14 protein-coding genes are annotated in these 13,972 nt (G+C 50.6%); 7 read left to right on the top strand and 7 right to left on the bottom strand.

Annotated elements, in window-relative coordinates; genetic code table 11:
* Nucleotides 1-19 precede the first annotated feature (19 nt).
* Nucleotides 20-916, top strand: coding sequence for a LysR substrate-binding domain-containing protein (locus A31E_RS03335; RefSeq protein WP_000470721.1), 897 nt, complete (start codon nucleotides 20-22; stop codon nucleotides 914-916).
* A 93-nt stretch (nucleotides 917-1,009) separates the two neighbouring features.
* Here the strand turns inward: A31E_RS03335 and metE are convergent, their stop codons facing one another.
* Nucleotides 1,010-3,271 (bottom strand): 5-methyltetrahydropteroyltriglutamate--homocysteine S-methyltransferase, encoded by a 2,262-nt coding sequence (metE, locus tag A31E_RS03340; protein ID WP_016249448.1) that lies wholly within the window; start codon nucleotides 3,269-3,271, stop codon nucleotides 1,010-1,012.
* 117 nt (nucleotides 3,272-3,388) lie between these two features.
* Here metE and metR point away from each other — a divergent pair, with 117 nt between their 5' ends.
* A complete protein-coding gene (metR, locus tag A31E_RS03345) occupies nucleotides 3,389-4,342 on the top strand; it encodes an HTH-type transcriptional regulator MetR (protein WP_000573631.1) in 954 nt (317 codons plus the stop codon).
* Here the strand turns inward: metR and bioP are convergent.
* The 3 genes from bioP to pldB form a co-directional block, all read right to left on the bottom strand.
* Nucleotides 4,230-5,129 carry a biotin transporter gene (bioP, locus tag A31E_RS03350; RefSeq protein ID WP_001196250.1) on the bottom strand — a complete coding sequence of 300 codons (900 nt, stop codon included), beginning with the start codon at nucleotides 5,127-5,129 and terminating at the stop codon, nucleotides 4,230-4,232. The genes metR and bioP overlap by 113 nt on opposite strands.
* Before the next feature lie 75 nt (nucleotides 5,130-5,204).
* Nucleotides 5,205-6,005, bottom strand: a complete 801-nt coding sequence (gene yigL / locus A31E_RS03355; RefSeq protein WP_000285344.1) for a sugar/pyridoxal phosphate phosphatase YigL — start codon at nucleotides 6,003-6,005, stop codon at nucleotides 5,205-5,207.
* A 15-nt stretch (nucleotides 6,006-6,020) separates the two neighbouring features.
* Complete coding sequence (gene pldB, locus A31E_RS03360; protein WP_016249447.1) at nucleotides 6,021-7,037, bottom strand: lysophospholipase L2; 1,017 nt, start codon at nucleotides 7,035-7,037, stop codon at nucleotides 6,021-6,023.
* Between the two features lie 110 nt (nucleotides 7,038-7,147).
* On the opposite strand from pldB, the gene rhtB reads away from it, so the two are divergent.
* Nucleotides 7,148-7,768: a homoserine/homoserine lactone efflux protein gene (gene rhtB, locus A31E_RS03365; RefSeq protein ID WP_000142511.1), complete on the top strand. Its 621-nt coding sequence runs from the start codon at nucleotides 7,148-7,150 to the stop codon at nucleotides 7,766-7,768.
* Between the two features lie 59 nt (nucleotides 7,769-7,827).
* Here the strand turns inward: rhtB and rhtC are convergent, their stop codons facing one another.
* The 3 genes from rhtC to pldA form a co-directional block, all read right to left on the bottom strand.
* Nucleotides 7,828-8,448, bottom strand: a complete 621-nt coding sequence (gene rhtC / locus A31E_RS03370; RefSeq protein WP_000928833.1) for a threonine export protein RhtC — start codon at nucleotides 8,446-8,448, stop codon at nucleotides 7,828-7,830.
* Nucleotides 8,449-8,511: 63 nt separating this feature from the next.
* Nucleotides 8,512-10,341 carry an ATP-dependent DNA helicase RecQ gene (gene recQ / locus A31E_RS03375; RefSeq protein WP_024191924.1) on the bottom strand — a complete coding sequence of 610 codons (1,830 nt, stop codon included), beginning with the start codon at nucleotides 10,339-10,341 and terminating at the stop codon, nucleotides 8,512-8,514.
* Nucleotides 10,342-10,472: 131 nt separating this feature from the next.
* A complete protein-coding gene (pldA, locus tag A31E_RS03380; RefSeq protein WP_001259597.1) occupies nucleotides 10,473-11,342 on the bottom strand; it encodes a phospholipase A in 870 nt (289 codons plus the stop codon).
* A gap of 165 nt (nucleotides 11,343-11,507) precedes the next feature.
* Between pldA and yigI the strand changes: the two genes are divergently transcribed.
* The 4 genes from yigI (at nucleotide 11,508) to A31E_RS03400 (ending at nucleotide 13,953) form a co-directional block, all read left to right on the top strand.
* Nucleotides 11,508-11,975, top strand: coding sequence for an acyl-CoA thioesterase YigI (gene yigI, locus A31E_RS03385; RefSeq protein WP_001277134.1), 468 nt, complete (start codon nucleotides 11,508-11,510; stop codon nucleotides 11,973-11,975).
* A 217-nt stretch (nucleotides 11,976-12,192) separates the two neighbouring features.
* Nucleotides 12,193-13,083, top strand: coding sequence for an EamA family transporter RarD (rarD, locus tag A31E_RS03390; protein WP_001517379.1), 891 nt, complete (start codon nucleotides 12,193-12,195; stop codon nucleotides 13,081-13,083).
* Nucleotides 13,084-13,177: 94 nt separating this feature from the next.
* Complete coding sequence (locus A31E_RS03395; RefSeq protein WP_001517380.1) at nucleotides 13,178-13,558, top strand: hypothetical protein; 381 nt, start codon at nucleotides 13,178-13,180, stop codon at nucleotides 13,556-13,558.
* A 14-nt stretch (nucleotides 13,559-13,572) separates the two neighbouring features.
* Nucleotides 13,573-13,953: a DUF2628 domain-containing protein gene (locus tag A31E_RS03400; RefSeq protein ID WP_016249446.1), complete on the top strand. Its 381-nt coding sequence runs from the start codon at nucleotides 13,573-13,575 to the stop codon at nucleotides 13,951-13,953.
* Nucleotides 13,954-13,972: the final 19 nt, after the last annotated feature.

The raw sequence follows: 13,972 nt of genomic DNA, 5'->3' as shown, positions 1-13,972 counted from the left end.
CCACTGACCAGGGAGCCTTATGTTCATCTCAGACGAAACGCTTCGTGTTATTCATCTGGTCGCCAGACACCAGAGCATTACCACCGCAGCCGAGCAGTTAAATAAAGTTCCTTCCGCCATCAGCTACACCATTAAGAAAGCAGAAGAGAGTCTGGGCGTTGAACTGTTCATTCGTAAGGGACGCTATATTGAATTATCTCCGGCTGGGAGTTACTTCATCGAACATAGCAAAACTATTCTGGGCGACCTGGAAGCATTAAAGCGCAACACAGTGCTGATTCACGATGGTATTGAACGTGAACTGACAATTGCGGTGAACAATATTATTCCTGGTGATTTGCTGGTGGCATTCATTCGAGATTTTGAACGGCAATTCACATCAACAACACTGACGGTAGATCTTGAGGTATACAACGGCTGCTGGGATGCGCTGTACAGTAAGCGTGCCGATCTGGTCTACGGTGCTCCTCATGCAGTGCCAAGCAGTGAAGGCATCATTAGCGAACCGGTCGGACAAATGGAATGGGATTTTGTCGTCAGCCCACTCCACCCACTGGCAGCGAAGCGGCATCCATTAGAAAACAGTGAATTGCGTCATTATCCGGCGGTTTGTATCCGCGATACCTCCGTTAATTTCCCCCCGATGCAAGCCTGGCTACTGGAAGGACAAAAACCCATTTTTGTTCCTGACTTCACTACGGCAATCGCCTTAATAGAACAAAACGTCGGTATTGGTTATATTCCACATCATCTGGCATTGCCGTTATTAAATAGCGGTAAATTACTGAAAAAGCCGATGCGCGAACATAAACACGCCACCAAGTTATTTCTTGCCGCTCGTTCCGATGGTATGGGCAAAGCCTGTCAGTGGTGCATTGAGTATTTAAGAAATCCGCAATTAATTTTCTGCTCCTGAAGATCCACTTAATACCAAGCACACATAGCAAAATGGCTTCCAGTGCTGGAAGCCATCATCGTACTGCAATTTACAGTGACTCGTTAATACTCATCACCCCCGACGCAAGTTCTGCGCCGCCTGCACCATGTTCGCCAGTGCCGCGCGGGTTTCTGGCCAACCACGCGTTTTCAGGCCGCAGTCCGGGTTGACCCACAGGCGCTCTGCCGGAATACGTTGTGCCGCTTTCTTCAGCAGGGATTCAATCCATTCCACGCTCGGTACGTTTGGCGAGTGAATGTCATAAACGCCAGGACCGATTTCATTCGGATAATCAAACTCTTCAAACGACTCCAGCAACTCCATGTCGGAACGCGAGGTTTCAATGGTAATGACGTCTGCGTCCAGCGCCGCAATCGAATCCATGATGTCGTTGAACTCGCAATAACACATGTGGGTGTGAATTTGCGTTTCATCCTTCGCCACGGCGGCGTTGATACGGAAGGCCTCTACGCCCCACTGGAGATAGGCATCCCAGTCGCTGCGACGCAGCGGTAAACCTTCGCGCAGTGCCGGTTCGTCAATCTGGATGATGCCAATTCCAGCGGCTTCCAGATCCGCCACTTCATCACGCAGCGCCAAAGCGATCTGTTTAGCGATGGTTTCACGGCTGACATCTTCACGCGGGAACGACCAGCAGAGAATCGTCACCGGCCCCGTCAGCATCCCTTTCACCGGTTTGTCAGTCAGCGATTGCGCATACTTTGCCCACTCAACGGTAATCGGCGCCGGACGGCTAACGTCACCAATGACAATCGGCGGCTTAACGCAGCGGGAACCGTAGCTCTGTACCCAACCGTTTTGTGTGAAGACAAAACCGTCGAGATGCTCGCCAAAGTATTCCACCATGTCGTTACGTTCAGCTTCGCCGTGCACCAGCACATCCAATCCCAAACGTTCCTGCTCAACAATGGCCTGCTTGATATGTTCCGCAATACCCGTGCGGTAGTTGTTGGCGTCAAGATTGCCCTTTTTGAAATCCAGACGCAGGGTACGAATTTCCGTGGTTTGCGGGAAGGAACCAATCGTGGTGGTCGGCCATGCGGGCAGTTTAAAACGCGCACGCTGGGCTTCAGCACGCACTTCATAGACATTCGCACGCTGACTGTCCTGGGCGGTAATGGCTGCCAGACGTTTTTCTACCGCCGGATTATGTACGCGGGTTGAGTGACGGCGCGCCTGAATCGGTGCGCTCCACTCTGCCAGAGCTGCCGTGTCACCACTGTTCAACGCATCGCGTAGCAGTGCCAGTTCATGACATTTTTGCAGGGCGAAGGCAAACCAGCTTTTCACTTCTGCATCAAGGCGCGTTTCCACGCTCAGGTCGATAGGGCTATGAAGCAGTGAGCAGGAAGATGCCACCCATAAATCACGTTTACCGACAATGTCCTTAATTTGCGCATATTTCTCGGTGAGATCGGCGCGCCAGACGTTACGACCATTGACCAGTCCGGCAGACAGCAGCCAGTCAGAAGGCAGGCGCTTGTGTAGTTCTGCTACATCATCTTTGCCATGTACGAGGTCGACATGCAGACCCTGAACAGGCAGCGCAGTAATCGTGTCGAGGTTCGGTGTTACGCCTTCAAAATAGGTGGTCAACAGCAGTTTCACCTGCCCCTGCAGTGCATCGTAAGCAGGTTTATACGCGTCCAGCCACGCCTGCGGCAGTTCCAGTACCAGCGCCGGTTCGTCGATCTGTACCCACTCAATGCCACGTTTTGCCAGTTCCGCCAGAACTTGTTGATAAACCGGCAGAATGTCATTCAGCAGACTCAGGCGATCAAACTGTTCACCTTTCACTTTACCCAGCCACAGGTAGGTGACCGGTCCCAGTAGCACAGGTTTCACCTTGTGACCCAGCGCCTGCGCCTCATCCACTTCATCCAGCAACTGCGTCCAGGTCAGTTTGAATTGCTGCCCTTTAACGAACTCCGGCACCATGTAGTGATAGTTGGTGTTAAACCATTTGGTCATTTCCGCCGCCGCCGCAGGTTCGCCAGTTGGCGCACGTCCACGACCAATACGGAAAAGGGTGTCGATATCTACAGAACCATCTTTGTTCTGATGACGCGCCGGAACGTTACCCAGCAACAGGCTGGTGGTCAGAACATGATCGTACCAGGCAAAGTCGCCCACCGGCAGCAAGTCGATACCGGCCTGCTTTTGTTGATCCCAGTGACGGGCACGCAATTCACGCCCCACCGTCAGTAATTCTTCACGCGTGGAGTTCCCCGCCCAATAACTTTCTTGTGCTTTTTTCAGCTCGCGACGCAGGCCAACGCGAGGAAAACCGAGGGTGTGATTAAGAATTGTCATTATATGCCCCTTATGGAATTTTTAGTATTTAGACGTCCAGATGTTTACACATCCATAATTGGCGGTTACTGTATATTCCTCAAGCGCAAATTATTCATGCCGAAGTGAAGGACTTTCATGATCGAAGTAAAACACCTGAAAACGCTACAAGCGTTGCGGAACTGCGGCTCGCTCGCAGCCGCTGCGGCGACGTTGCATCAGACGCAATCCGCCCTGTCTCACCAGTTTAGCGATCTGGAACAACGTCTTGGCTTCCGGCTATTTGTGCGTAAAAGCCAGCCGCTACGCTTTACGCCGCAGGGAGAAATCCTGTTACAACTGGCAAACCAGGTACTGCCGCAAATCAGTCAGGCACTGCAAGCCTGCAATGAACCGCAGCAGACTCGCCTGCGTATCGCCATCGAATGTCATAGCTGTATTCAGTGGCTGACGCCCGCGTTAGAAAACTTTCATAAGAACTGGCCGCAGGTCGAGACGGATTTTAAATCGGGCGTAACCTTTGACCCGCAGCCCGCGTTGCAACAGGGCGAGCTGGATCTGGTGATGACATCCGATATTCTGCCGCGCAGTGGCCTGCATTACTCGCCAATGTTCGATTATGAAGTGCGTCTGGTGTTAGCACCTGACCATCCACTGGCTGCGAAAACGCGGATCACGCCGGAAGATCTCGCCAGCGAGACGCTGTTAATTTATCCGGTGCAGCGTAGCCGACTGGATGTCTGGCGGCATTTTCTTCAGCCCGCAGGCGTCAGTCCGTCACTGAAAAGCGTCGATAACACCTTATTGTTGATTCAGATGGTTGCCGCGCGGATGGGTATTGCCGCCCTGCCGCATTGGGTGGTGGAGAGCTTTGAACGCCAGGGTTTGGTAGTGACTAAAACCCTTGGCGAAGGATTGTGGAGCCGACTGTACGCCGCCGTTCGCGATGGCGAGCAGCGTCAGCCGGTTACGGAAGCGTTTATTCGCTCAACGCGCAATCACGCCTGCGATCATCTGCCGTTTGTGAAGAGCGCGGAGCGACCCACTTACGATGCACCCACAGTGAGGCCAGGATCACCAGCGCGCCTGTAATAAACGTTGGCCAGTGCGGCTGTTGGTGCCAGATTGCCAGGTTAACCAGCAGCCCTGCCGGAACATGCATATTATTCATAATACCCAGCGTTCCGGCGTCCACCTGAGTCGCGCCGTAGTTCCACATAAAGTAACCAATCCCGGAGGCCACCACGCCAAGAAACACCAGAATGCTCCATTGCAGCGTAGTTTCCGGCATTTTCTGCGTATTGCCCAGCAAGAACCATGCAATCACCGCCACCAGGAACGCGCCGAGATAGAACCACGCAAAGGCGTTATGCTGCGGCATCGGGCGGGTTTCCATCAGGCGTTTATAGCCCACCATACCAATCGCGAAAGTGATATTGGAGAGTTGCACCAGCAGCAGGCCAGTCCAGAAATGGTCAGTGACCTGATCGTAACGAATAATACCGGCACCAATAACTGCAAGCAAGGCGCTAAAAGCGTAGCCCCAGCGCAGACGGCGCTTACTCATGATGTCATAAATCAGCGTGATGTAGAGCGGCGTCAGGACGGTAAATAACAGCAGTTCAGAGACAGTCAGGTAAAGATAGGCACGGAAACTAAGCATATACATAATGCCAAGCTGCATCGCGCCCACCAGCATATACAGGCCAATGGTTTTCAGGCTATTGCCTCGGGTACGCAGGAACGGCAGGAAAACGAGCGCCGCCAGGCCAACGCGTACCAGCACCGAAAAATAGCTGTCGACGTGCCCCGCAAGGTACTCGCCGTAAAAGCTAAAGGAGAAGGCCCACAGAATAGTGGTGATGATTAGTAGCGCCACAATGGAAAACTCTTTGATTAACGAGTATCCATTGTAGCGAAGTATCAGGTTGACAACTGAACAAATAAAGAACGATTACGATAAATAGAGCTTACGCAGATAATGCGGCACCGCGTCTTCGGCATTAGTCCCAATGACTTCCAGTTCCGGATGCAGATCTTTCAGACGCTGGTGCGCGCTGCCCATAATGCAACCTTTCCCCGCCATCGACAGCATTTCGGCGTCGTTCATCCCGTCGCCAAAGGCAATGCAATCCTTCAGACTGTAACCCAGTTTCTTCGCCACCGCTTCCAGCGCATGGCCTTTAGAAACACCGCCAGCCATCACTTCCAGACAGGTGAGCGTGGAGAAGCTGACGTTGACGCGATCGCCCCAGCGAGCATTGATTGCTTGCTCAAGTGGTAACAATTTTTCATGAGAATCGCAGGTGAAGAATACTTTGCTGACGCCTTCCGGCTCCAGCAATCCCGGCTCATACAGAGCATATTTGAATACCGCTTCTTTAAAAAAGCGCATCTCTTCCGGGCGGTGGCGGTTCATAAACCATTCATCATCACGATAAACGTTAGTAATGATGTCCGGGTTGTCGTTGACCACGCCAAACAGATCGCTGGCAATGTCATGATCCAGGTTATGAGCAAAAATCAGATTGCCATCGAGGTCGTGAACGCGCGCGCCATTGGAGGTGATCATGTACGACTTAATCTCCAGATTATCGCGAATTTGCCCCACATCGACGTGGTGGCGACCGGTCGCAAACACAAAGTTGATACCGCGCGCAGTGAGCAATTTCAGCGTTTCTTTGGCGTAAGGGGACAACGTATGGTCGGGGGAAAGTAACGTACCATCTAAATCAGACGCAACAACCTGATACATAAGAAATTTAAACCTCTATAACGAGCGACTTCCGCTGGATGTGTTATGCCGGTCGAAAAATTCGACGATGGCGTGGAGCGCGACTGAGCGCATTGCGTCCTTTTCAAAAAGGATCTCGTGGTACGCACCTTTAATTACCAGCGGTCGCTCCCCTTCTACAGGATGACCCGCTGCGGCGCGGAGTTCACAAAAACGGTCGTGCATACGGTTATCTACCACACGTTCTTCTTCGGCCTGCAAGAGAAGCGTTGGTGTGGCGTCATCACCCGCACCGGCTAACACCTGTTCGCCAGCCAGAATACTTTCGCGTACCCAATGGTAGGTCGGCCCACCGACGCGAATCGTTGGATCATCAGCATAGAAGCGTAAATTACGTCGATATCGCTGTCTGCTGTGGGTCAGTACATTGATGGCAAACGGCAGCGCGCGCCAGCGACCGGTGCCTATTGCATAGCCATCACGAAAACGTGGGTGCGCTTCAGCCCAGTTAAGGATTTTCCGCGCCATAAATGACGGCATACGAATCACAATACCGAACATTGGTGCAGTTAGCGCAATGGCGTCACATACACCTGGATGGCGTTGCAGAAATAATGTGGAGATCGCGCCGCCCATCGAATGTGCCAGTATATAGCGTTTACGCCACGGGCCTGGCTGGATCTCTTGTTGCCAGAATGCCGCCAGGTCATCGACATAATCATTAAACTGGTTCACGTGTCCGAGATGCGGATCGGCTAACAGACGACCGGAGCGTCCCTGCCCTCGATGGTCGATGATTAACACATCAAACCCCAGATGGAACAGGTCATAGGCTAGTTCGGCATACTTTACATAGCTCTCAATGCGCCCCGGACAAACGACGACTACCCGGTCATGTTGCGGAGCGCAAAAACGGACATAGCGCACCGGAATATCATCCACGCCAATAAACTCTGCCTCGTCCCGCTGACGCCAGAAGTCAGTCAGTGGCCCCATCGTAAAAGCAGCAAACGCTTTTTCTCTTGTTTCCCAGTCTTTTTGCTGCTGAAACATCGGGTAATCTGCCTCTTAAACCACGTAAAATCGTTTTTTTAAGCGTGTCTGACACAACGCCGCGACAGTAGCGTATTGTGGCACAAAAATAGACTATCCGGGAGATTCCCATGACCTTTGAATGGTGGTTCGCCTACTTGCTGACATCGATCATTTTAAGCCTCTCGCCAGGCTCTGGCGCAATCAACACCATGACGACCTCACTTAACCACGGTTATCGCGGTGCGTTAGCGTCTATCGCTGGACTGCAAACCGGACTGGCGATTCATATTGTATTGGTTGGTGTGGGTTTGGGTACGCTATTTTCACGCTCGGTTATTGCTTTTGAAATATTAAAATGGGCAGGTGCCGCCTACCTGATTTGGCTGGGAATTCAGCAATGGCGCGCCGCCGGAGCTATCGACCTCAAGTCGCTGTCCCCAACCCAATCTCGCCGTCATCTGTTTCAGCGAGCCGTGTTTGTGAATCTTACTAATCCCAAAAGTATTGTGTTTCTGGCGGCGCTATTTCCACAATTCATCATGCCCCAGCAGCCACAACTGATGCAGTATATCGTGCTCGGCGTCACCACCATTGTGGTCGATATTATTGTGATGATCGGTTACGCCACCCTCGCCCAACGGATTGCACTCTGGATTAAAGGGCCAAAACAAATGAAGGCGTTGAATAAGATTTTCGGCTCGTTGTTTATGCTGGTGGGAGCACTGTTGGCATCGGCCAGACATGCCTGAAAATCATGTCGGATACGGCGAAACGCCTTATCCGACTTACTCTGATGACGCGTCAGGTATCAACGCGAAATAATCAAATGTATGCCAAATCCGGCAAATAACGCTCCGGCAAAACCATCGATCCACTTCGACAGGCGCTGATAACCACGGCGCATCTTCGGCAAGGCAAACAGGCTGGCAACGACGGTAAACCACGCCAGCGTTTCGATAATGATCAGCGCGAAAATGCCCCAACGAGCGGTGGTGCCGACGTTATCACCGACAAACAGCGAGAACACCGAACCAAAGTAGATAATCGCTTTAGGATTGGCGAGATTCGTCAGCAAACCTTTCAGGAAACTGCGTCCACTTTTCGCCAGTTCCACCTGTGGTGCAGGCGCAGAAACCGTCTCTTTTTTCAGTGCGCCGCGCAGCATCTGGTAACCCATCCAGCAGAGATACAGCCCACCGCCAACCATAATCAGCGTATGCAGCCAGGCCATTTTTTCGATAATCAGATGCAAGCCAAGCAGCGCGATCCCTGCCCAAACCATTACACCACAGGTAATACCCAACACGCCCATCATCGCTTCTTTACGGGAACGACTAACGGCAGTCTGAGAGACAAAAAAGAAATCGGGACCGGGACTCATAAGCGCCACAATATGCACCATGGCAACGGTGAGGAATAACATCAACATACATTTGACTCGTGGGGAAAACGTTTACGGAATATTCATCCTGGCACTTTTTTATGCCGATGACTACTCTTCGTCATCGCCGTCGACATGCGCGCGGATCAGCGTCATAAACGGTTTGCCAAAGCGTTCCAGCTTACGCATCCCGACACCGTTAACGCTCAACATTTCGCTGGCGGTGATCGGCATCTGCTCTGCCATCTCAATCAGCGTTGCATCGTTAAACACGACATATGGCGGAACATTGCTTTCATCAGCAATAGACTTCCGCAGTTTGCGTAATTTAGCGAACAGCTTGCGGTCATAATTGCCGCCGAATGATTTCTGCATCACCTTCGGTTTAAGCGCCACAATACGCGGCACGGCGAGTTGCAGAGGGGATTCGCCACGCAGCACCGGGCGCGCGGCTTCTGTCAGTTGTAGGGCAGAATGCTGGGCGATGTTTTGTGTCACCAGACCGAGGTGAATCAGTTGGCGAATTACGCTCACCCAGTGCTCATGGCTTTTCTCACGCCCCATGCCATAGACTTTCAGTTTGTCGTGACCGTAGTCGCGGATACGCTGGTTATTGGCACCGCGAATCACTTCCACCACATAGCCCATACCAAAACGCTGATTCACCCGGCCAATGGTGGAAAGCGCAATCTGCGCATCGGTTGAACCGTCGTATTGTTTCGGCGGATCGAGGCAGATATCGCAGTTACCGCACGGCTCCTGACGACCTTCGCCAAAATAGTTCAGCAACACCAGACGGCGACAGGTTTGCGCTTCGGCAAATGCGCCCATCGCATTGAGTTTATGGCGCTCGATATCCTGCAACTGCCCTTGTGGCTTTTCTTCCAGACAACGACGCAGCCACGCCATATCGGCCGGATCGTAAAACAGCATCGCTTCCGCTGGCAGGCCATCACGCCCGGCGCGACCGGTTTCCTGATAATAGGATTCAATGTTGCGCGGAATATCAAAATGCACCACGAAGCGAACGTTAGGCTTGTTGATGCCCATGCCAAACGCCACGGTCGCCACGACAATTTGCAGATCATCGCGCTGGAATTTCTCCTGCACATCGGCGCGGACATCGTTTTCCAGTCCGGCGTGATACGCTGCTGCGCTAATCCCCTTGCTTTGCAGACGCGCGGCGGTGTCTTCCACTTTCGCCCGACTGTTGCAGTAAATAATGCCGGACTTACCCCGCTGTTCCTGCACGTAACGCATCAGTTGATCGAGTGGTTTGAACTTCTCCATCAACATGTAGCGAATATTCGGGCGGTCAAAACTGCTGATTTGAATCAGCGGATCGTTCAACCCGAGCAGGCGCACAATATCTTGTCGCGTGGTGTCGTCGGCGGTGGCTGTCAGCGCCATAAATGGCAGCATCGGGAAACGCTGGCGCAGTTGACCAAGCGCGGCATATTCCGGGCGGAAATCGTGTCCCCATTGGGAAATACAGTGCGCTTCATCAACGGCTAATAAGACAGGATTCCAGTGCGCCAGATGCTCAAGGAAGTTATCCAGCATCAGGCGTTCTGGTGCGATATACAGCAGGCGAATTTGCCCGGTACGGCAGCCAGTCATCACTTCAAGCTGCTGCTCGCGGGTTTGCGTTGAGTTAAGGCACGCCGCCGCCACACCGTTGGCTTGCAGTTGATCCACTTGGTCTTTCATCAACGAAATCAGTGGTGAAACAACAACGGTCAGGCCGTTCAATAACAACGCAGGAATTTGATAACACAGAGATTTGCCGCCGCCGGTTGGCATAACGACGAGGCAATCGCGACCGGAAAGTACGGTGTCGATAATTTCTTCCTGGCCTGGGCGAAACTGTTGGTAGCCAAAGGTTTCTTGTAAAACCTGTTTAGCTCCGGACTCCAGATTCAACACTTCCGCCTGCGCCACATTCACCCCGATTGCCTGAAATAAAAACAGGCGCTATTTTCAGCGCCTGAGCGAGAAACTGCAATGCTTTTAGCGCCAGGATGGATAACGTTGGAAGTAAGATTCCAGTTTTGCCTGCCGCTCAACTCGCATTAGAACAGGTCGTTTAGCATAACCCCCACACCGACGCGGGTCTGGTTAAAGTTATAGTCGATAAGTGATTCGCCGTAACCACTGTAGACCTGAGTATAAAGACGCACATGTTTGGTGATTGGGTAACTTAAGCCTAACTCTGCGCCGCCGTAACCGGTGTTCCAGTTATACTGCCCTTTCGCGCTCAATACCGCATCACCGAGGTGATAGCCGATTTTAAGCTGGTAGTAACCCATATATTTGGTGATATCCGGGTTATCGTCCGTATTACCCACCACATACCACGGCTTCACTTCTACCAGCCAGTTACCATTTTCTGCCATCAGGCGGGTATAAAGGCGGTTCCAGCTACGGGACGTTGGGTCAGAACGCCCGTTCGAGTCATGGTTGTAGCCCATCTCCACATCGCGCAGTGTCCAGCCTGCAAAACGGTAATCGGTAGCAAAACCGAGGAACAATTGCGGTTCATAGTTGGTTTCACGAAACGGCGATGACTCTTCGCTATTAGAAAGCTGCCACCAGGATTTCTGGGTGTAGGAAGCGCCCAGTACAGAGTTTGGTCCCAAAATCCCCCGCCACAGCGGAAACGCCAGACTCAACTGGAATTTCACTTCATCCTTACGCGCGTTTTCTGCCCAGTCGTAGCTGGCAATCGCTTCTTTATTCAGATCGCTGGTCTGGGTATAGATGATGTAGTTGGTGTCATAAGGATAAAGGGTGAAAGGATTATCATGCTCCTGCAACATATTGGCGATAATGCTGCCACGTACTGCAGGCGCATCATGCACATCTTTCACCGTTGCCTCTTGCGCATTTGCCACTATCGGCAGCATACACACCGGCAACAAGCAGCCCAGTAGAGTCCGCATCGATCGTGTTCTCCGTAACGAATTATTGATTAGATGAATATTTTTTCTGCGGGCTATTTTACATACTTAACTCAATTGCCGTTAGTTATCCCTTCCTAAAGTAGAAACCAACAACAAAGAAGCATAAAATCAACATTTCATTAACCACTGAAGTGTAAGGATGATATGTCTGCCGTACTGACTGCCGAAAAAGCCCTGAAATTAGTGGGTGAGATGTTTGTTTATCACATGCCGTTTAATCGGGCATTGGGGATGGAACTGGAGCGTTACGAGAAAGAATTTGCGCAACTGGCCTTTAACAATCAGCCAATGATGGTTGGTAACTGGGCACAAAGCATTTTGCACGGCGGGGTGATTGCGTCGGCGCTGGATGTCGCCGCTGGCCTGGTATGTGTAGGTAGTACCTTAACCCGCCACGAAACCATCAGTGAAGATGAACTGCGCCAGCGGTTATCGCGGATGGGAACCATTGATCTTCGCGTCGATTATCTGCGCCCAGGCAGAGGCGAGCGTTTTACAGCCACCAGCAGCCTGTTACGTGCGGGTAATAAAGTCGCCGTCGCCCGCGTTGAACTGCACAATGAAGAACAACTTTATATTGCCAGTGCTACCGCCACCTATATGGTGGGTTGAAAATCTAAAAGCAGGTAAACTGCTGAGACTGATAACAAACGCAAATTGCCTGATGCGCTACGCTTATCAGGCCTACCAGAGAAATGCAATATATTGAGTTTGCATGATTTTGTAGGCCAGATAAGGCGTTAACACCGCATCCAGCATGGGCAAAGCGCACTTTGTCAGCAATCTGAGCAGATAAGCTGCCGTTAACAATTAAAAATGAGTTTTTCCAATGGATACCAAACAAACGCGGCAGGGCGTATTACTCGCTCTTGCCGCTTATTTTATTTGGGGTATTGCTCCTGCGTACTTCAAGCTGATTTATTACGTACCTGCTGATGAGATCCTGACGCATCGTGTAATCTGGTCGTTTTTCTTTATGGTGGTGCTGATGAGCATCAGCCGCCAGTGGTCCTATTTAAAAACCCTGATTCAGACGCCACAGAAAATCTTTATGCTGGCAGTCTCTGCTGTGCTGATTGGTGGCAACTGGCTACTGTTTATCTGGGCAGTGAACAATCACCATATGCTGGAGGCGAGTCTCGGTTACTTTATTAACCCGTTGGTGAACATTGTGCTGGGAATGATTTTCCTCGGTGAGCGGTTCCGCCGGATGCAGTGGCTGGCGGTAATTCTGGCGGTGTGTGGTGTGCTGGTCCAGCTCTGGACTTTTGGTTCGCTGCCAATCATCGCGCTGGGTCTGGCATTTAGCTTTGCCTTCTATGGTCTGGTGCGTAAGAAGATAGCGGTAGAAGCACAAACTGGCATGTTAATCGAAACCATGTGGCTGCTGCCCGTGGCGGCGATTTATCTGTTTGCTATTGCTGACAGTTCTACCAGCCATATGGTGCAAAACCCAATGTCGCTGAATTTACTGCTGATCGCTGCTGGAGTTGTCACCACCGTTCCGCTGTTGTGCTTTACCGCCGCCGCCACGCGCCTGCGTCTCTCCACTCTGGGCTTTTTCCAGTATATTGGCCCGACGCTAATGTTCCTGCTGGCAGTAACGTTTTATGGTGAAAAACCGGGTGCCGATAAAATGGTGACATTTGCCTTTATTTGGGTGGCGCTGGCGATTTTTGTGATGGATGCGATTTATACGCAGCGTAGAACGACCAAATAAAAAATAAATATATTCTGAAAAAATATGCCTGCTCTTGCACGAGAGTGGGCGTATTGTCATGCTGGCAGGAGATTAAGACAAGGATGTAAAATTAATGTTACGTGTATTTATTCCAACATCTGATGGTAGGATTTCAAGACGCCATTATATATTGTCATTTACTTTGACAAACCTAATCTGCACCTTTCTTATTGTCTTCTTTGCAAATGTGGAAGCAAATTTTCTTGTTATAGCCTCTACTCTCTTACTCCATTATCTCGTCATCAACATGAGTTGCCAACGACTCCGTGATAGTGGGTTCACGTATATAAAAACTTATATTTTTGGTACATTAGCAGTCTATATCGTCTCTTTCATCACAATGATTGCCGAACATTTTGACTGTTCAGGCACTGGTTCGATGATTTTCTTAATTTGCTACTTTTCCACTTTCAGTATGCTAATGCTTGCACCTACTGATTCATCAAAACAATAGTTAAGGGAGTATTTATGAGTAAGGAATATATGAACGATGGTTCATTAACTGAAAAATGGAAATTTCGATTTAATTTTTATGAAAAACATGGTTTTCCTGGATTCTGGGGAGCAACACCTGAATATAAAACAGCATATAAAGAATTAAAAATAAGACAACGATTAACTATTCAAATGAATTTTATTGCTTTCTTCTTTTCCTGGATGTATTTATTTGTTCTCGGGTTATGGAAAAAAGCGATTATAGTTCTATTACTTGGCATTTTATCTCTATTTGTCGGTGCATTAATTGGCGTTAACATTCTGGGAATTGTTGTAGTAGCCTATGTTGCTGTTAACACGAATAAATGGTTCTATGAGAAAGAGGTAAAAGGATTAAATACCTGGAGCCTTTGAATGACCGGTGGCTTAGCCT

This window comes from Escherichia sp. KTE159, from assembly GCF_000408805.1.
GTDB classification, from domain to species: Bacteria; Pseudomonadota; Gammaproteobacteria; order Enterobacterales; family Enterobacteriaceae; genus Escherichia; species Escherichia marmotae.
This window is presented reverse-complemented; position numbering and strand designations above follow the sequence as displayed.